This is a genomic window from Agrobacterium sp. LAD9, from assembly GCF_003031125.1.
In the GTDB taxonomy this organism is placed as follows: domain Bacteria; phylum Pseudomonadota; class Alphaproteobacteria; order Rhizobiales; family Rhizobiaceae; genus Agrobacterium; species Agrobacterium radiobacter.
The window spans coordinates 149,738-165,857 of the sequence record NZ_PHGS01000029.1 but is presented as its reverse complement, the minus strand read 5'-3'; the positions used below and the strand labels follow the sequence as shown (position 1 = coordinate 165,857).

Below are 16,120 nucleotides of genomic sequence, written 5' to 3'. Positions count from 1 at the left end.
GGGGTTCAGCGTGTGGCCTTGGGGCCGCTTGCCAGAAGGATGACGGAGATGATGATGAGGCCGGTGAGGATGAGGCGGATACCCGCGCCGAAACCATAGGTATTCAGCATCGATACCACCAGGAACATGAAGAGCGAAGCGCCCCAGATGCCGGGAACATTGGAATCGCCGCCCGCCACCGCCGTGCCGCCGATGACAACGACGGCGATGGACATCAGCAGGTATTCCGATCCCATGTTGAGTGCTGCGCCGCCGGAAAAACTGGCGAGCAGATAACCGGCAATCGCCGCCAGAACCGCGCAGAGCACATAGGTGACGAAGCGGGTTCCATCCACCGGAATGCCGGTCATGCGGGCTGCGAACGTGCTCTGGCCGATGGCGGAAATCCAGCGTCCGTAAAATGTGCGGTCGAGCAGCAACCAGGCAATGACCGAGAGCAGCAAGGCGACGAGCGCCACGTTCGGAATGCCGAAAGAACTGGACGTGGCGAAAGTGGCCAGTGTTTCCGGCGGTTTGATGCGCAGGCCGCGGTTCGACCAGATGGCGATGGACTGCACGATGAAGCTCATGGACAGCGTCGCGATGATCGGCGGGATGCGCAGGAGCTTGATCAGCGTGTAATTGCCGATGCCGATGGCGATGCCGATCAGGATGGCGATCAGCAATCCCGGCAGGATGAGACCATCGGACACATCCATGAATTTGAGCGCCAGCGTGCCTGATAGCGTCATCGTTGCGGGAACGCAGAGGTCGATATTGCCCGGTCCGAGCGTGATGACGAACATCTGGCCGATGCCGACGATCACGGAAAAGGCCGCGAATGTCAGCGCTGCGTGCGACAGGCCGAAGGAGCTTGCGCCGCCGGTGAACATGACGGTCACGATCCACACCGCAGCCGTTGCGGCAAAGGACCAGATCCATGGTTTTTTCGAGAAGGACGAAAGCCCGTTCATTGGTTTTTCTCCCGCTTTTCGAGACGGTTGAGCAGGAGGCGCAAGGCGAGCACGATGATGAGGATCGCGCCCTGCGCGCCGATCTGCCAGTCCGGCGAAATGCGCATGAAGGACAGGAAGGAGCCGGCGAGCGTCAGCGTCAGCGCGCCGATGACGGCGCCGATGGGTGAAACCCGGCCGCCGACGAATTCGCCTCCGCCTAAAATGACACCCGCAATCGACAGCAGCGTGTAGCGAAGCGCGATGTTGGCGTCAGCCGATGTCGTCAGCCCGACAAGTGCGATGCCCGACAGCACCGCGAAGAAACCGGCCAGCGCAAAGGTGGCGGCGCGGATGCCGACGACCGACCAGCCGGAGCGTTCGACCGAGCGGAAATTGCCGCCGACGCCGCGCATCAGCACGCCGAAGGAGGAGCGCATGACGATGTAATGGGCGACGACCGCAATCACGATGCTGGCGACGATGGCAATCGGTACGAGCGGCGGTTTTGCCGTCATCAACGCCCGGATGAAAGCTGGTGCCTGGCCGCCGGGCGAGGGGAGGATGAGAACGGCAAGGCCGCCCCAGACGAAACTCATGCCAAGCGTGACGACAATGGATGGCAGGGCTCGGATATGGATGATGGCGCCAAGTACCGCATATACCGCAATCGCACCGGCGAAAATCGCGATCCCAAGCAATGGAGTGGTTTGCAGGAAGGTGGCAGTGACGCAGGCGCAGAAGCTGACGAAGGTGCCCATCGACAGATCGAGGTCGTTGACGGACATGATCAGCATCTGCGCAATGGTGGCGAGCGCGATCGGCACCGCCAGATTGAACAGCAGGTTGAGGCCGGTATAGCTCATGGCGCGCGGCTGCATGTAGAAAACGGCGGCGAGCAGGAAGGCGAGCGAGGCGGCGGGAATGATGAGGCGAAGGGCGCTGGCGGAGAGTTTCATGCGTGATCTTCTCCGGAAAAGGAGGCGGCCAGCACATTCTGCTCGGTGATGTCCTCGCCCACCAGTTCGGCCTGAATGGCGCCGTCGCGGAAGACATAGACCCGGTCACAAAGACGGATTTCGTCCATTTCGGTGGAGTACCAGATAAAGGTGCGGCCGTGGGAGGCTTCGGTTCTCAAGATATCGTAGACTTCCTGTTTGGTGCCGATATCGACGCCGCGCATCGGGTCGTCCATCAGCACGGTGCTGGCCGTGGTGGCGAGTGCGCGGGCGAATAGCACCTTCTGCTGGTTGCCGCCGGAGAGCGAAAGGATCTTATTGCCCATGTCGGGCGTGCGGATTTCGATGCGCTTTTTCCACTGCGCGCCGAGTTCGGTTTCCTTGCTCCTGTCCACCATGCCTGCCGATGAAATATCCCGCAGCGAGGCGATGGAAAGGTTCTTGAGGATGCTCCACAGCGGAAAGGTGCCGTTCAGGCTGCGATCGCCTGCGACAAAGGCGATATCCGTCTTGCGTGCGGGCAGCCAGCTGCTGTTGCGGGCAAGGTAAAGATCGAGAAGCGCTTCGGTCTGGCCATGACCGCCGAGACCGGCAAGGCCGATGATCTCGCCGCGGAAAGCCTCGAATGCGAGGCCTTCGCCGCGCCGCGCCGGCATGGCAAGCACCTTTTCTCCGGTCTTGCGGCTTTCGCCCTTTTGCCTGTCCTGTTCCTTGACTACGCTGCCCATGGCTTCCACCAGCGTGCGTGTCGTGAACTCGGCCGCCACCCGGTCGGCGACCACGCGGCCGTCCTTCATCACGACGATGCGGGTGGCCGTCGAAAGGATCTCGCCGAGAATATGCGAAATCAGCAGAACGGAGCCGCCCGTGCGCACAAAACGGCGGACATAATCCATCAATTGCTCGGCGAGACCGGCATCAAGCGAGGAGGTCGGCTCATCGAGGATGACAAGTCTCGGAGCATCCGGGGTTCGGCAGAAATTGATGGCGATTTCCACCATCTGCCGCTCGGCGATGGAAAGCTCGGCGATCGTCAGCTCGCAATCGATACCGTGGCCGGGAAAAATTTCGTCCAGCGTATGCCGGATCATGGTGAGCGCACGTCCGCGCCAGTTCCGCCCGCTCATGGCTGCATGCATAATGCGGACGTTTTCGCTGATCGTCAGGTTGGGGCAGAGCGACAATTCCTGAAACACGCAGCGAACGCCGCTGGCGCGGGCGGCCGCGATGCCGTGACGGCCTTGCTCGCCGCGATAGGAAATGGAACCCTCATGCGGTGTCAACCCGCCATTGATGACGTTGACGATGGTGGATTTTCCGGCGCCATTATGGCCTACGAGCCCGAGGCATTCCCCCGCGCGGATGACAAGATCGGCGCCATCCAGCGCCTTGACCGCGCCGAACACGACCTTCACGCCGCGCGCGGCGACGACTTCTTCCGTCTCGATGATGTCATTCATGAGCAATTACGCCAGTAATCTGAAATCGGATATTATCGATTGACGTTGCGGCGCTCGCTTGAGGAGCGTCGCAACTCATACTGTGACCCGATGAGGCCTACTTGGCCGATGCGATGGCCTTCTGGGCGTCTTCCTGCGAATATTCCACATTCGCCACGCCGCCCTTCTGGGTGTTCTTGAGGTTTTCCTCAAGATTGCCCTGGTCGATGCGCAGGAACGGAACGGTCAGGTCCTTCTTCACGTCCTTGCCGTCGAGGATTTGCTGCGCCACCCAGAAAGCGAGTGTCGAGACGCCGGGGGCGATGGAGACCGACATGGTCTCGTAGCCGCCCGCATCCTTCTGCTGTTTCCACCATTGCAGTTCGTCTTCACGGTTGCCCATGACGATGGTGGGTGTCGGGCGCTTGGCGGCGGCGAAAGCCTGTGCCGCACCGTAACCGTCACCGCCCTGCGTCACGACAGCCGCAACTTCGGGAAGGCTCGGCAGAATGCCGGCGACGGCGCGCTGTGCGACATCCTGCGCCCAGTCGCCATTGACGGAACCGACGATCTTGAATTGCGGGTTTTTAGCGACGGCGTCGACGATGCCGGCATGGATTTCATCATCGACCGAAACGCCGGCCAGACCGCGGATCTCGAGCAGATTTCCGCCTTTCGGCATGGCCTTGGCGAGATAGTCGATCTGGCTTGCGCCCATCGCCTTGAAATCAACAGCGATGCGCCAGGCGCATGGTTCGGTGACAATGCCGTCGAAGGACACGACGGTGATGCCGGCATCGCAGGCTTCCTTCACCGCGCCGTTGAGGGCTGTAGGCGAAGCGGCGTTGATGACGATGGCGTCATAACCCTGAAGAATGAGGTTCTGGATCTGCGCCGCCTGTTCGGTTGCCTGGTTTTCGGCGGTCGTGAAGGCGTCTGCGGCGGCAACCTGCTTGTCGGCAACCGCCTGTTTGGTGATCTTGTCCCAGCTGGTCAGCATCGCCTGACGCCAGGAATTGCCAGCGTAATTGTTTGAAAGCGCGATTTTTTTGGCCGACGTATCGGCATGAGCGGTGATCGGCAGAGCTGCGCATGCGACAGCGGCCGATGCCAAAAGCATCTTTCTGAAAGCCATTTGATTTCCTCCCTCGTGGCTTGCCCTTTTCGAGCCTGGAGTTCCTGCGCGCCGCAAATCTCCTCTGCGGCAGGTGGAATTCCTTTGCACTGGAGCTCCTTTCCCCAGTAGAAGCGAGAATGACCAAGAAGATTTGGCTTGTATAGGCGGATCGCGGCAATCTTCCTGCGGGTTTCCGCAGAAAGCTTGCGGGAACCCGCAGGACGAAACGCCACTGCCGGGCGCAGAATGTGTGATGCGGCACCCAATGGGTTCAAACTTCGCCGCAGAGGTCGAAGGCAGACGCTTGGGAGGGCGTCCGCACATGCTGGATACGCCGAAAAGCGCTCTTTTTCACCATTATATGGGCATTTCGCGGCTGCTTGCCGGGCAGCTGGAATTTAATGCCATCATTCAGGCGGTCGCCACCGAGATCAGCCATATCATCCCGCATGACCATATGGATGTCTGCATCAAGCAGCTGGATGACAAATATCATATCGCCTATGAGAGCGGTCTCGTCAGCGCCTGGAGCCGGCAGCCGCCCGCCCTTCTCACCGGAAGCCCGATCCGTTCGCTGCTGTCAGGCGAGGTCGAGCACCTGTTAAGCGGTGACGCCTGCTCCGATCCGCGCTTCCACTTCGAAGGGGCGTTTTCCAGCCCGATCATCGAACTTAATCTGCATAGCCGCCTGCATGTGCCGATGAAGGTGCACGGCGATATCATTGGCGCGCTCAGTTGCTCGTCGCACCAGTCGAACGCCTATACGGTGGAGGATGTGACGAACGCCCGCGCGGTTGCGGATCTGCTGGCGCCCTATTTCTACGCCATCCGCGCTGCCGAGCAGGCCAAACGCTCTGCCATCGAGGAGGCGCGCGCCAATGCCCGCGAGGAGGGCCTGCGCCTTGGCGCGCTGCAATTGACCGAGGCTCTGGAGGCCGAGCGGCAGCGTATCGGCATGGACCTGCACGACCAGACGCTGGCGGACCTGACCCGGCTTGCACGGCGCATCGAACGCATGAGCCATACCCCCGACGTTTCGGGCGAAATGCTCGAGCCGGTGGTGCGTAGCCTGCAACATTGCATGCAGGATCTGCGCGAGATCATCGAGGAGGCGAAACCTTCCATCCTGCAATTATTTGGCGTCGTTGAGGCCATCGAGACCTATGTGGACCGCTCCGTGCGCGATAGCGGGTCGGCAATCGACTGGTCGGTGAGCGATGAGACGGACGGGCTGGTGGAAAGGCTCGACAAGACGGTGGCCATATCGCTGTTCCGCATCGTACAGGAGGCAGTGAACAATGCCATTCGCCATGCCCAGCCGGAAACCATTGCCGTAACGCTTGTCGCCATCGATGGCGGCTTGCGGGTGACGGTGAGTGATGACGGCAGCGGCGGCGGCGAAGGCGGGGCCTCCGGCGGCCTCGGCATCGGCAATATGAAGACACGGGCGCGGCTGATTTCAGCCAGGTTCGATATTGGCGGCAACGGCAAAGGGGCGGGAACCCGCATCACCGTGACCTTGCCGGCGGACGCTTTCGACCGGCGGGAGGAGTTATGACATGGACGTGCTGATCGTCGAGGACGATGCGCTGCACCGCGCCTATCTGAACGAGGCGGTGCGTGCCGCCCTGCCGGAATGCGACAATGTGCTGGAGGCGGCAAACGGCAGAACCGGCGAAAAGCTCGCGCGGGAAAATCGCGCCGCCCATATCGTCATGGATTTGCAGATGAACGAGCGCAACGGAATCGAGGCGGCGCGCACCATCTGGAAGGAAAGGCCGGACACCCGCATCCTGTTCTGGTCCAACTATTCCGACGAGGCCTATGTGCGTGGTGTCTCCCGCATCGTGCCTGAGGGTGCCGCCTATGGTTATGTGCTGAAATCGGCCTCCGATGACCGCCTGCGACTGGCCTTGCGCAGCATCTTCATCGAGGCGCAATGCGTGATCGACCGGGAAGTGCGCGGGTTGCAGGAAAAGAGCCTCGGCAAGGCGCATGGCTTTACCGATTCCGAATATGAAATCCTTGTCGATGTCGCGCTTGGCCTCACCGACAAGGCGATTGCGCGCCGTCGTAATCTGTCACTGCGCAGCGTGCAGAACCGCCTGCAAAGCCTGTATGAGAAACTGAACGTGCATCAGGCAGCCGGCGACGACGAGGCGGAAGGGCGATATAATCTTCGAACCCGCGCCGTCACCGTCGCTTTTCTGCGCAAGCTTTTGAATTACAGCGCGCTGGAAAGGGCCGAGCGCGAACTGGCGGAATGGGCGGGGAGCCGCTGACCCCTCAGGGCAGGAAGGCCAGCAGCCGTCTTTCATCCGCCCTCAGGCCGGAGACGGGCTTTGCCCCGACCTTCAAGATGCGGCCGAGTTTTTTCTGGGCTTTTTCCTCAGCCGCTATGTCGAGAACGGCGGGATGCACATAGCTCTTGCGGCAGATGGCGGGCGTATTGGAAAGCTCCGCCGCAGCCGCCTGGCACATGCCTTTTATGCTCGGTTTTTCACCTGATGCCACATGCTCCATTGCGTTGCAGAAGGCCGCGAGCGTTCCACCCCAGGTGCGGAAGGTCTTGGCGGAAATGCCGGTGCCGCCGATGCGCGAGAGGTAGGCATTGAGATCGCTGGAATCGACCGAATGCACCAGGTTTTCGCTATCCTGCCAGACGAAGAGTTCCTTGCCGGGCAGATCGGCGATCTCCTCGAGGATTTTCTGCAGGCGCGGGTGGCGCAATTGCCGTCTTACCTTTTGCCCGCCTTTGGCGGCGAAGCGCAGTTCAATTGTTTCGCCGAAGGAAACGTGGCGCTTAAGCAGGGTCGTCGCGCCATAGGTGCCGTTGGTTTCGAGATAGGAGCGATTGCCGACGCGCAGATAGGCGGCATCGAGCAGCAACGTGAGCGCGGCAAGCGTCATCTCCTGCCCGTGATCCTGTTTTTCGATATCGGCGATGGCACGGCGGCGGATGGCGGGCAGCGCCTTGCCGAAGCTTTTGAGTTGGAAGAACTTCGTTTCGCCCCTGAGCGCGTGCCAGTCGGGGTGATAGCGATACTGTTTTCGCCCGCGTGCATCAAAGCCGGTTGCCTGCAGATGCCCTGATGGGTCGATGCAGATCCAGACGTCCTTATAGGCGGGCGGCACACCGAGCGATTTGATGCGTTTCAGTTCGACGCTGTCGGAGAGAAGCTCGCCGCCCGGCAGGCGGTAACAGAAACCGCGCCCGCGTTTTTTGCGGGAAATACCCGGCTCCTGATCGTTGACATAGGCAAGTCCGATTTTGGCAAGAAGGCGGGTGGGCGGTTGTGGCATTGTTTTTTCCGGCAGGTTTCACGCTGCGGCAAACGAAAAACAGGCCGCCTTCGTTCCGGCGGCCTGTCGTTCCGGTCGTTAGTTTTCTCAGCCGGCCTTGGCGATCCGCAGAATCTGCGATTCACCGCCACCACGCTCTTCAGTCACGGCATAAACCGCACCATCCGGCCCGACCTTCACGTCGCGGATGCGCGCCTCGAGGGGCAGACGGCTTTCGGTCGCGACCTTGTCGCCGTCGATGTGCAGGATCACGAGACCCTGGCTCACCAGACCGCCGACGATGAAGGCGCCCTTCCATTCGGGAATCAGGTCGCCATCATAATAGGCCATGCCGGAGGGGCCGATGACCGGGTCCCAATAATAGACCGGCTGCTCCATACCTTCTTTGGCGGTAGCGCCTTCGCCAACCGAGCGGCCGCTATATTCGACGCCATAGGTGATGACTGGCCAGCCGTAATTCAGGCCCGCTTTTGGCAGGTTCAGCTCATCGCCGCCCTTTGGTCCGTGTTCCACGGTCCAGAGCCTGCCCTGACCATCAAGTGCCGAGGCCTGCAGGTTGCGGTGGCCATAGCTCCATATTTCGGGAAGGGCGTTCTGCTGGCCGGCGAAGGGGTTGCCTTCAAAGGCCTTGCCTTCAGCATCGATGCGGAAGACCTTGCCAAGCCCGCTCGACAGATCCTGCGCCTGCACGCGCGGCTTTGAATCCGAGCGCTCGCCGACGGTGACATAAAGCTCGTTGTCAGGTCCGAAGACGAGGCGCGAGCCGAAATGCTTGTCGCCGTCATAGGTCGGCATCTGGCGGAAAATCACCGAGACATTTTCCAGTTTCGTCGCGCCGCCATCTTCGGTCAGCTTGGCCGACGCGACGGAGGTGCCGTTGCCGCCATCGCGCGGTTCGGAAAAGGAGAAGAAGATGGTGCGCGATGTTTCGAAATCGGGCGCGAGCGCTATATCGAGAAGTCCGCCCTGTCCGTCGGACGCCACCTCCGGTACGCCGGCAATCGCCGGGCCGGCCTTGCCGTCGGCGACGATATGCATGGCCCCTTCCTTGGCGGCGACAAGCATGCGGCCATCCGGCAGGAATTCCATGGACCACAGGTGCGGCAGCCCCTCGGCGACGATGGTTTTTTCGATATTCGGCTGGGAGGCGGCCTGCGGCGCGCGTGTCTGGCCCTCAAAAGCCGGCTTCTGATCCGGCGCATTCGGCCGTTTCGTTTCGGCAGCCGGGGCGGTCTGGGCGTGTGCAGCGCCGGCAAAGGGCACGGCGAGCAGCGCACACAGGACCGTCGAACTCAGAAATCGGTTGTTGTGGAACATGGGTCTCCCTTCCATCGTTACATCAGGCAGAGAACCATTTGGGGAGGATTTCGTTTCCTGCGATAGTTTCAAGAAAACTTGATCAGTCCGTGTGCAGGCTGCACGCTCTTTTCTCATCCATGCGAATTCATAGGGAACCGCAAGGCGTGAGCGACGTTTGGCCTCTGTTATGAGGAGGGCGCCATGCAGATCATCGACAACAAGACCATAGACGGCAACAGAACCAAACCGATCCTGAACGTTGCGGAATTCTGCCGGCGTTACCGACTGGACAAGGCGGAGGAGACCCGGCTCAGAAAGCTGTTCGGCGAGTTCGCCTCGCGGCACGAGCTTTTGATGAATGCGCAGCGCAAGCCGAGCTTCCGCTGATTATTCTTCCTCGTCGAGAGATTTTCCGAAGATCATGAAGACATCATAACGGGTGTTCTTGCCCATTATCTGATGCGAAGGCTTGCGAATGCCCGGCATCGGCTCGGCGCGCAGGGGCCATTTCAGGACCACCCGCTTTGTCGCATTCTCCAGTGCAGCCTCCATCAACTCCACCTGGTCCGGGTCGGCGCCAACCAGTTCTCTCAGCACCCGCATTTCCTTTTTTACCAGCGCCGTGTTGTGGCGTGGCGGATGCATGGGGTCGACAATCACCACCTCGGGCGAAAGCTCCTTCAGCAGATAGCGTGAATCGCCGTTGAGCAGCGTCATGCGCGCTGCCGCCTCGGCATAGGCGCCGCCCGCTTCCAGGGCGCGGCGAATGCCATCGGCGAGATGGGCATGCATTTCCGGCGAGCGTTCGATGAGGGTGACGTCAGCCCCGAGGGATGCGAGCAGGAAGGCATCCCGCCCCAGCCCGGCAGTGGCATCAACGATCTTTGGCGTGCGGCCTTTGGTGAAACCTGCGGCCTTGGGCAGGGCCTGTCCGCGCCCTTCGCCGGAACGGAAACGGTGTCCGACCGCACCGCCGACAAAATCCACCACGAAGCTTTCGTTTTGTTCCTTCATCTGCGACCTCAGAACGGGCAGGGCACGGTATAGGTGACGTCACGCCCATCCGGATGGCGGAAGCCAACCTCTTGCGCATGCAGCATCAGGCGCGGTGCGGCGGCGAGCGCCTTACCCTCGGCATAAAACTCATCGCCGAGAATGGGGTGGCCAAGCGCCTTCATATGCACCCGCAATTGGTGGGTGCGGCCGGTGAGGGGTGTCAGCGCCAGCCGCGTTGCCGGAAGCGGTAATCGTTCCAGCACCCGCCAAAGGCTCTGCGCGGGCTTGCCGTTTTCGTGGTCAACCCGGTGGCGGGGCTTGTTTTCGGGATCGATGGCGAGTGGCAGATCCACTTCTCCCGCCTCTCCGGCAACCTTTCCCCAGACAATGGCGACATAGGATTTGCGCGTCTGGCGGTTTTCAAACTGCGACGCAATCGCCGCATGCGCCTTGCGGTTCAGGGACATCAGCACGATGCCTGACGTGTCCTTGTCCAGACGGTTGATCATCAGTGCTTTCGGGAACTGCTTCTGCACACGCGTCATCAGGCTGTCGGAAAGTGCCGGATCGCGCCCCGGCACCGAGAGAAGTCCGCTCGGCTTGTCCAGCACCAGCAGGTCCTCGTCGCGGTGCACGATGGTGAGCCAGGGGTCGAGTGGCGGATTATAGACGGGGTTGGAAAGCTCGGATGACATGTCGCTTCCTTAGCACGAATTGCGCATTCGGACAGGCGCGCTAGTCGGGAATATGGAGATTGACGCGCCCGCTGGTCAGGTCGCTCAGAAGCCGGGTGAGCCGTTCGGCTTCCTCGACCGGAACCGAGAGCAGCATATCCGCGCCGGTGCCGGTGAAATCTTCCCTTTCCATCCGCAGGTTCTGCGTGGCGGACAGGCGTGATTTCACCAGCGCCAGATCGGAGAAGGGGCAGCTCAGCGTGGCGCTGACATAAGCGATGACCGGTGACGTCTCGCCTAACCGAAGACAGGCCGCCGCCGTGCCGCCATAGGCGCGCATGAGCCCGCCGCTGCCGAGGAGAATGCCGCCGAACCAGCGGATGACGAGAACCGCGACATTGTCCAGCGCCTGGCCGTCGATGGCCTGAAGGATCGGTTTCCCGGCCGTTCCCGAGGGTTCGCCGTCATCGCTGAAACGATAGGTCTGGCCGCTTCGCCATGCCCAGCAATTATGGTTCGCGTCGGGATCGGAATGCGCCGCGAGGAAGTTCTTCGCATCCTCTTCGCCCGTCACCGGCGCGGCAAAGGCGATGAAGCGGCTTTTCTTGATATCCTGCGAAAAGGAAACGGGGCGGTCGAGCGTGAACATGGGCGTTTCAATAACGCATATATTCGCATGCGGAAATCGGTATAAGGCTCGGAATGGCGAAGATGGCGATGGAGAAGGTTTTGAGCAAGGCGAGGCAGGTTGCTGTTATCGGCGGCGGGCCTGCGGGGCTGATGGCGGCCGAGGTGCTTTCGGCCGCGGGCCATGCCGTGACGGTGTTCGAAGCGATGCCGACCGTGGCGCGCAAATTGCTGATGGCCGGAAAATCCGGCCTCAACATCACCCATGCCGAAGACTACGACAGTTTCCGTCAGCGGTTTGGCGAGGCGGAACCGCGGCTGCGTGCCGCCCTCGATGATTTCACCCCCGATATGTTGCGCGACTGGGCGCTGGGGCTGGGGCAGGAGACCTTTGTCGGCACCTCGGGCCGGGTGTTTCCCACGGTCATGAAGGCCTCACCGCTGCTGCGGGCATGGCTCGCCCGGCTGGAGGCGCAGGGCGTAACCATCAGAACGCGGCATCGCTGGACGGGTTTTTCCGGAGAGCACCTGGTTTTTTCGACCCCGGAGGGCGAGATCACTATCAACGCCGATGCCGTGCTGCTGGCGCTGGGCGGCGCCAGCTGGCCGCGTCTCGGCTCCGATGCCGCATGGGTTCCGGCGCTTGCGGCCAGAAGCGTCGAGTTCTCCCCGTTCCGCCCGGCCAATTGCGGTTTCGACGTCGACTGGAGTGATGTCTTCCGCGAGCGTTTTGCGGGTGAAGCGGTGAAATCCGCGATCACCATTTCGCCGGCAGGAGCCTTTCAGGGCGAATTCGTGATAACAAAGCATGGCATTGAGGGCAGCGTGATCTATGCCCATTCCGCCGCCCTGCGCCACCGGCTGGAACAGGTGGGCAAAGTATCGCTCGCGATTGATCTTGCACCGGCACGTACGGTGGAACGCCTCAGTCTGGATCTGGGGAAGCTCGGCCGGAAGGAGAGTTTTGCAAACCGTATGCGCAAGGCGGCTGGCTTATCGGCTGTGAAGGTCGGGCTTCTGCGGGAAATATTTCCCGATATCGCCGCCATGCCGGACGAGTTTGTCGCCGCGAGAATAAAACATGCGGAGATACCGCTTTTGCGGGCAAGACCGATTGCCGAGGCGATTTCGTCCGCCGGCGGTATCGCCTGGAGCGGCCTTGATGAAAGCTACATGCTGGAAAGGCTCCCCGGCATATTCGCTGCCGGGGAAATGCTGGATTGGGAAGCGCCGACCGGCGGTTATCTGCTCACCGCCTGTTTCGCCACCGGCAAGGCCGCCGCGAAGGGCATGGCCGGGTGGCTTGAAGGCTTAGCCTGAGAGCCGTTCCGCCGCGCCCGCTTCTTCACCCGAGGCGGTCCTGACGAGGCAGCGCATGATGGCATCGGTGGTAACGGCGCCGAGCGCCTTGCCATTTTCTCCAACGACCGTGGCGCTGCTGACATTTTCCCGGACGAGCGCGCGCAGGCCCTCTTCAACCGTCATATCCGCATCGAGCTGAAGCCGCGACTGGCCGGAGAACTCCGGCTGAACGATGGCGCCGAGGCGAATGACCCTGCCGCGATTGACCTCCTCGACGAAGGCCTCGATATAACTATCGGCCGGCGACATGACGATTTCGGCTGCCGTGCCCTGCTGGATGATTTCGCCATCGCGCAGGATGGCGATCTTGTCGCCCAGCCGCAGCGCCTCGTCGAGATCGTGGGTGATGAAGACCACGGTCTTTTTCAATTCCTTCTGCAGTTCCAGAAGCACTGTCTGCATGTCGACGCGGATGAGCGGATCGAGCGCAGAATAGGCTTCGTCCATCAAAAGGATTTCGGCATTGTTGGTGAGCGCCCGCGCCAGACCCACACGCTGCTGCATGCCGCCGGAAAGCTGGTTGGGATAATGGTTGGAGAAGCCTTCCAGCCCCACGCGCCTGATCCAGACTTCCGCCCTTTCCTCCCGCTCGCGCTTGTCGACGCCCTGCACTTCAAGGCCATAGACGACATTCTGCAGCACGTTGCGGTGCGGCAAGAGGCCGAATTTCTGGAACACCATCGCCGTCTTGTGGCGGCGGAACTCCAGCAGGTCCGCTTCGTTGAGGCGACAGACATCGGTGCCACCATAGAGGATTTCGCCGGCGGTCGGGTCGATCAGCCGGTTGACGTGGCGGATCAGCGTCGATTTGCCGGAGCCGGAAAGGCCCATGATAACGGTGATCTGCCCGCCCGGCATGGTGATGTTGATATCACGCAGGCCGAGCACGTGGCCATGTTTGGCATTGAGATCCGCCTTGGACATGCCGGCCTTGACGGGGTCGACATAGTCGGCCGCCTTGGGGCCGAAAATCTTGTAGAGGCTGCGAATTTCGATCGATTGACTAGCCATGCGCCACTTCCCGGTGTTTTTGCAGGCGAAGGCCATAGGCCTGGCTGATGCGGTCGAAGATGATGGCGATGCCGACGATGGCAAGCCCGTTGAACACGCCGAGCGTGAAATACTGGTTGGCGATGGCCTTCAGCACCGGCTGGCCAAGCCCCTGCACGCCGATCATCGAGGCAATGACGACCATGGCGAGCGCCATCATGATGGTCTGGTTGATGCCGGCCATGATGGTGGGGAGTGCGAGCGGCAGCTGCACCTTGAAAAGCTTCTGGCGCTTCGAGGAGCCGAAGGCATCGGCAGCCTCCAGCACGTCGTGGTCGACCATGCGGATGCCGAGATTGGTGAGCCGGATCATCGGCGGAATGGCATAGATGACGACGGCGATGACGCCAGGCACGCGACCGATGCCGAGCAGCATGACGACGGGAATGAGATAGACGAAACTCGGCATCGTCTGCATCACGTCGAGAACGGGATTGACCACGCTCTGCAGGCGGTTGGAGCGCGCCATGGCGATGCCGATAGGCAGGCCGACAACGATGGACAGCACCGCACAGACGAAGATCATCGAGACCGTCTTCATCGTGTCTTCCCACATGCCGAACCAGCCGATGGCGAAGAGAATGCCGCAACACAGCGAAACAATGGTGGCGCTGCGGCTGCCGAACCAGGCGAGCGCGGCGACAATAAGAATAACGACCGGCCAGGGTGCGCCGATCAAAAGCCTTTCCGCCCAGATGAGGAAGCTCTGAAGGGGAGTAAACAACCCCTCGATTGCGCCGCCATAGGTTCGGGTAAAAGCCCGGAATCCCTCGTCGATGACTTTTTTCAGCGCGCGCAGAGCATCGTCATTCATGGTCGGAAATTTGAAAAGCCATTCCATATCCTGTTCTCCATGACGAACCGGAGGCGGGGATCGATGTCCTCCGCGCTCCGGGAGTAAAATCGCCAGAGCGCCGCGCATCCTTCAGGACGCAAGGCGGAACGCTCTGTTGAACCGGCGCATCGCCACCGAAAGCCTTGGGCATTTCGGAGCCGGTGCGGGCGCGGCGTCGCCGCTGGCGAACGCCGGTTGCCGGGCAGATATGTAAGGACCGGCTTTTAAAGGGCGGCCTTGACCTTTTCCGCGACCTCGGGAGAAACCCAGCCCGTCCAGAGAGCTTCGTTTTCCTTCAGGAACTGCTTGGCGCCATCTTCGCCGGTCGCCTGGTTATCCGTCATCCATGCGATCAGCTTGTTGACGGTCGCGTTGGTCCAGGCGCGCTTGTTGAGATAGTCCATGGCGGGGCCGGCACGATCGGCAAAGGACTTGCTGACCAGCGTCTGCACGTCGTCCACCTGCCATGCGTTCGGCTTCGGGTCCGGACAATCGGCAACCGAGGTGCAGCGCTTCCATTCTGCCGCATCATAGTCCGTGCCGAATTCGAGCTTTACCATCTCGTATTTGCCGAGCAGCGAGGTGGGCGCCCAATAATAGCCGACCCATGGCTGCTTGGCTTCGTAAGCCTTGGCGATGGAACCGTCGAGACCTGCGGCGGAGCCGGTGTCGACGAGGGTGAAGCCGGCCTTTTCACCGCCGAAAGCCTTGAACAGCTGCGCGGTGACGACAGTGCCGCCCCAGCCCTGCGGGCCGTTGAACACGGCGCCCTTCGACTTGTCTTCCGGCGACGGGAAGAGCTCGGGATGTTTGAAGAGGTCCGGAATGGTCTTGAGATCGGGATTGGCATCTGCGAGGTATTTCGGGATCCACCAGCCCTGAACAGCGCCATCGGAAAGAATTTTTGCGGCCGCGACCACTTTGCCGCCTTCCAGACCCTGCTTGACGATTTCCGGCTGCAGGCTGACCCATGCCTCGGGGGCAATATCCGGCTGGCCTTTTTCGGCCATGGAGGTCAGTGTCGGCACGGTGTCGCCGGTCACGATTTCGGCGGAGCATCCATAGCCCTTTTCAAGAATGAACTTGTCCAGGTTGGCGGCAACTTCGGCGGATTGCCAGTTCATGCTGGCGATTGTCACGTTTCCGCAGTCGGCAGCATAGGCTGCGCCGCCTGAAAAGGCGAAGCCGGCGGAAAGAATTGTGGCACCCAAAAGTATTTTCATTTTTGTTCCCTCTGGTCGCGGTGTGGCGAAGACCCGGGTGCTGACGGCACCGCGACCGCCAGCGCCTTTATTGAGGCTTAATAATTGCTTTCTGGCCGTTCCGTTTGCGGCAGATTCTGGCGTATTGAGGATGGCAATTATCAATCAATTATCCGGTCCCGCGAATGCGAGCCTGAAATCCGTGGTGTGGAGACACCGAATTCGCCGCGCCCCTGCGCTGGCGCATCCCAATATTTCGGAAGAATGGAACTTTTTCAGTATTTGAAGAAACCCGGGGGAACAATAAACGGAAGTTTCTGTTTTC

Annotated in this window: 17 protein-coding genes; 5 read left to right on the top strand and 12 right to left on the bottom strand. The window is 61.0% G+C overall.

What is annotated here, in order from left to right; genetic code table 11:
* Positions 1-5: 5 nt before the first annotated feature.
* The 4 genes from DA915_RS26580 to DA915_RS26565 form a co-directional block, all read right to left on the bottom strand.
* A complete protein-coding gene (locus DA915_RS26580; protein ID WP_003508471.1) occupies positions 6-953 on the bottom strand; it encodes an ABC transporter permease in 948 nt (315 codons plus the stop codon).
* A complete protein-coding gene (locus tag DA915_RS26575) occupies positions 950-1,891 on the bottom strand; it encodes an ABC transporter permease (RefSeq protein WP_107677774.1) in 942 nt (313 codons plus the stop codon). The genes DA915_RS26580 and DA915_RS26575 overlap by 4 nt, the downstream gene beginning before the upstream one ends.
* Complete coding sequence (locus tag DA915_RS26570; RefSeq protein WP_107677773.1) at positions 1,888-3,351, bottom strand: ATP-binding cassette domain-containing protein; 1,464 nt, start codon at positions 3,349-3,351, stop codon at positions 1,888-1,890. The genes DA915_RS26575 and DA915_RS26570 overlap by 4 nt, the downstream gene beginning before the upstream one ends.
* A 97-nt stretch (positions 3,352-3,448) precedes the next feature.
* Positions 3,449-4,465, bottom strand: coding sequence for an ABC transporter substrate-binding protein (locus DA915_RS26565; RefSeq protein WP_107677772.1), 1,017 nt, complete (start codon positions 4,463-4,465; stop codon positions 3,449-3,451).
* 304 nt (positions 4,466-4,769) lie between these two features.
* On the opposite strand from DA915_RS26565, the gene DA915_RS26555 reads away from it, so the two are divergent.
* Entirely contained in the window at positions 4,770-6,005 is a 1,236-nt protein-coding gene (locus DA915_RS26555) for a GAF domain-containing sensor histidine kinase (protein WP_003508478.1), read from the top strand.
* Position 6,006: 1 nt separating this feature from the next.
* Positions 6,007-6,729, top strand: coding sequence for a response regulator transcription factor (locus tag DA915_RS26550; RefSeq protein WP_003508480.1), 723 nt, complete (start codon positions 6,007-6,009; stop codon positions 6,727-6,729).
* Between the two features lie 4 nt (positions 6,730-6,733).
* Here the strand turns inward: DA915_RS26550 and DA915_RS26545 are convergent, their stop codons facing one another.
* Both DA915_RS26545 and DA915_RS26540 read right to left on the bottom strand, forming a co-directional pair.
* Complete coding sequence (locus DA915_RS26545) at positions 6,734-7,750, bottom strand: DNA topoisomerase IB (RefSeq protein WP_107677771.1); 1,017 nt, start codon at positions 7,748-7,750, stop codon at positions 6,734-6,736.
* An 87-nt stretch (positions 7,751-7,837) separates the two neighbouring features.
* Positions 7,838-9,067, bottom strand: coding sequence for a PQQ-dependent sugar dehydrogenase (locus DA915_RS26540; protein ID WP_107677770.1), 1,230 nt, complete (start codon positions 9,065-9,067; stop codon positions 7,838-7,840).
* A gap of 183 nt (positions 9,068-9,250) precedes the next feature.
* Between DA915_RS26540 and DA915_RS26535 the strand changes: the two genes are divergently transcribed.
* Positions 9,251-9,436, top strand: coding sequence for a hypothetical protein (locus tag DA915_RS26535; protein ID WP_003508485.1), 186 nt, complete (start codon positions 9,251-9,253; stop codon positions 9,434-9,436).
* On the opposite strand, the gene DA915_RS26530 is transcribed toward DA915_RS26535, so the two are convergent.
* The 3 genes from DA915_RS26530 to DA915_RS26520 are packed head-to-tail and all read right to left on the bottom strand — an operon-like array spanning position 9,437 to position 11,368.
* Entirely contained in the window at positions 9,437-10,063 is a 627-nt protein-coding gene (locus DA915_RS26530; protein ID WP_020812968.1) for a class I SAM-dependent methyltransferase, read from the bottom strand.
* An 8-nt stretch (positions 10,064-10,071) separates the two neighbouring features.
* Positions 10,072-10,740: a pseudouridine synthase gene (locus tag DA915_RS26525; RefSeq protein WP_107677769.1), complete on the bottom strand. Its 669-nt coding sequence runs from the start codon at positions 10,738-10,740 to the stop codon at positions 10,072-10,074.
* A gap of 40 nt (positions 10,741-10,780) precedes the next feature.
* Positions 10,781-11,368 carry a YigZ family protein gene (locus tag DA915_RS26520; protein ID WP_003508491.1) on the bottom strand — a complete coding sequence of 196 codons (588 nt, stop codon included), beginning with the start codon at positions 11,366-11,368 and terminating at the stop codon, positions 10,781-10,783.
* A gap of 53 nt (positions 11,369-11,421) precedes the next feature.
* Here DA915_RS26520 and DA915_RS26515 point away from each other — a divergent pair, with 53 nt between their 5' ends.
* On the top strand, positions 11,422-12,666 hold the full coding sequence (locus tag DA915_RS26515; protein WP_107677768.1) for a TIGR03862 family flavoprotein: 1,245 nt from the start codon (positions 11,422-11,424) through the stop codon (positions 12,664-12,666).
* Here the strand turns inward: DA915_RS26515 and DA915_RS26510 are convergent.
* The 3 genes from DA915_RS26510 to DA915_RS26500 all read right to left on the bottom strand — a co-directional run bounded on the left by DA915_RS26510 (position 12,658) and on the right by DA915_RS26500 (position 15,816).
* Complete coding sequence (locus DA915_RS26510) at positions 12,658-13,719, bottom strand: glycine betaine/L-proline ABC transporter ATP-binding protein (protein ID WP_003508494.1); 1,062 nt, start codon at positions 13,717-13,719, stop codon at positions 12,658-12,660. The two genes, DA915_RS26515 and DA915_RS26510, sit on opposite strands and share 9 nt — an antisense overlap.
* On the bottom strand, positions 13,712-14,599 hold the full coding sequence (locus DA915_RS26505; protein ID WP_060723802.1) for a proline/glycine betaine ABC transporter permease: 888 nt from the start codon (positions 14,597-14,599) through the stop codon (positions 13,712-13,714). Before DA915_RS26505 ends, DA915_RS26510 begins: the two co-directional genes overlap by 8 nt.
* Positions 14,600-14,817: 218 nt before the next feature.
* Entirely contained in the window at positions 14,818-15,816 is a 999-nt protein-coding gene (locus tag DA915_RS26500; protein ID WP_060723803.1) for an ABC transporter substrate-binding protein, read from the bottom strand.
* Here DA915_RS26500 and DA915_RS28745 point away from each other — a divergent pair.
* The gene (locus tag DA915_RS28745; RefSeq protein ID WP_128286937.1) at positions 15,794-16,081 is read left to right on the top strand and encodes a hypothetical protein; all 288 of its coding nucleotides are present in this window, start codon (positions 15,794-15,796) and stop codon (positions 16,079-16,081) included. The two genes, DA915_RS26500 and DA915_RS28745, sit on opposite strands and share 23 nt — an antisense overlap.
* The last annotated feature ends 39 nt before the right edge of the window (positions 16,082-16,120 follow it).

Excerpts from the sequence above, each read along its gene's own strand:
- DA915_RS26580 (WP_003508471.1), bottom strand. The coding sequence starts at position 953 with ATGAACGGGCTTTCGTCCTTCTCGAAAAAACCATGGATCTGGTCCTTT.
- DA915_RS26530 (WP_020812968.1), bottom strand. The coding sequence starts at position 10,063 with ATGAAGGAACAAAACGAAAGCTTCGTGGTGGATTTTGTCGGCGGTGCG.
- DA915_RS26565 (WP_107677772.1), bottom strand. The coding sequence starts at position 4,465 with ATGGCTTTCAGAAAGATGCTTTTGGCATCGGCCGCTGTCGCATGCGCA.
- DA915_RS26510 (WP_003508494.1), bottom strand. The coding sequence starts at position 13,719 with ATGGCTAGTCAATCGATCGAAATTCGCAGCCTCTACAAGATTTTCGGC.
- DA915_RS26550 (WP_003508480.1), top strand. The coding sequence starts at position 6,007 with ATGGACGTGCTGATCGTCGAGGACGATGCGCTGCACCGCGCCTATCTG.
- DA915_RS26575 (WP_107677774.1), bottom strand. The coding sequence starts at position 1,891 with ATGAAACTCTCCGCCAGCGCCCTTCGCCTCATCATTCCCGCCGCCTCG.
- DA915_RS26555 (WP_003508478.1), top strand. The coding sequence starts at position 4,770 with ATGCTGGATACGCCGAAAAGCGCTCTTTTTCACCATTATATGGGCATT.
- DA915_RS26520 (WP_003508491.1), bottom strand. The coding sequence starts at position 11,368 with ATGTTCACGCTCGACCGCCCCGTTTCCTTTTCGCAGGATATCAAGAAA.
- DA915_RS26525 (WP_107677769.1), bottom strand. The coding sequence starts at position 10,740 with ATGTCATCCGAGCTTTCCAACCCCGTCTATAATCCGCCACTCGACCCC.
- DA915_RS26540 (WP_107677770.1), bottom strand. The coding sequence starts at position 9,067 with ATGTTCCACAACAACCGATTTCTGAGTTCGACGGTCCTGTGTGCGCTG.
- DA915_RS26505 (WP_060723802.1), bottom strand. The coding sequence starts at position 14,599 with ATGGAATGGCTTTTCAAATTTCCGACCATGAATGACGATGCTCTGCGC.
- DA915_RS26515 (WP_107677768.1), top strand. The coding sequence starts at position 11,422 with ATGGCGAAGATGGCGATGGAGAAGGTTTTGAGCAAGGCGAGGCAGGTT.
- DA915_RS26500 (WP_060723803.1), bottom strand. The coding sequence starts at position 15,816 with ATGAAAATACTTTTGGGTGCCACAATTCTTTCCGCCGGCTTCGCCTTT.
- DA915_RS26570 (WP_107677773.1), bottom strand. The coding sequence starts at position 3,351 with ATGAATGACATCATCGAGACGGAAGAAGTCGTCGCCGCGCGCGGCGTG.
- DA915_RS26535 (WP_003508485.1), top strand. The coding sequence starts at position 9,251 with ATGCAGATCATCGACAACAAGACCATAGACGGCAACAGAACCAAACCG.
- DA915_RS26545 (WP_107677771.1), bottom strand. The coding sequence starts at position 7,750 with ATGCCACAACCGCCCACCCGCCTTCTTGCCAAAATCGGACTTGCCTAT.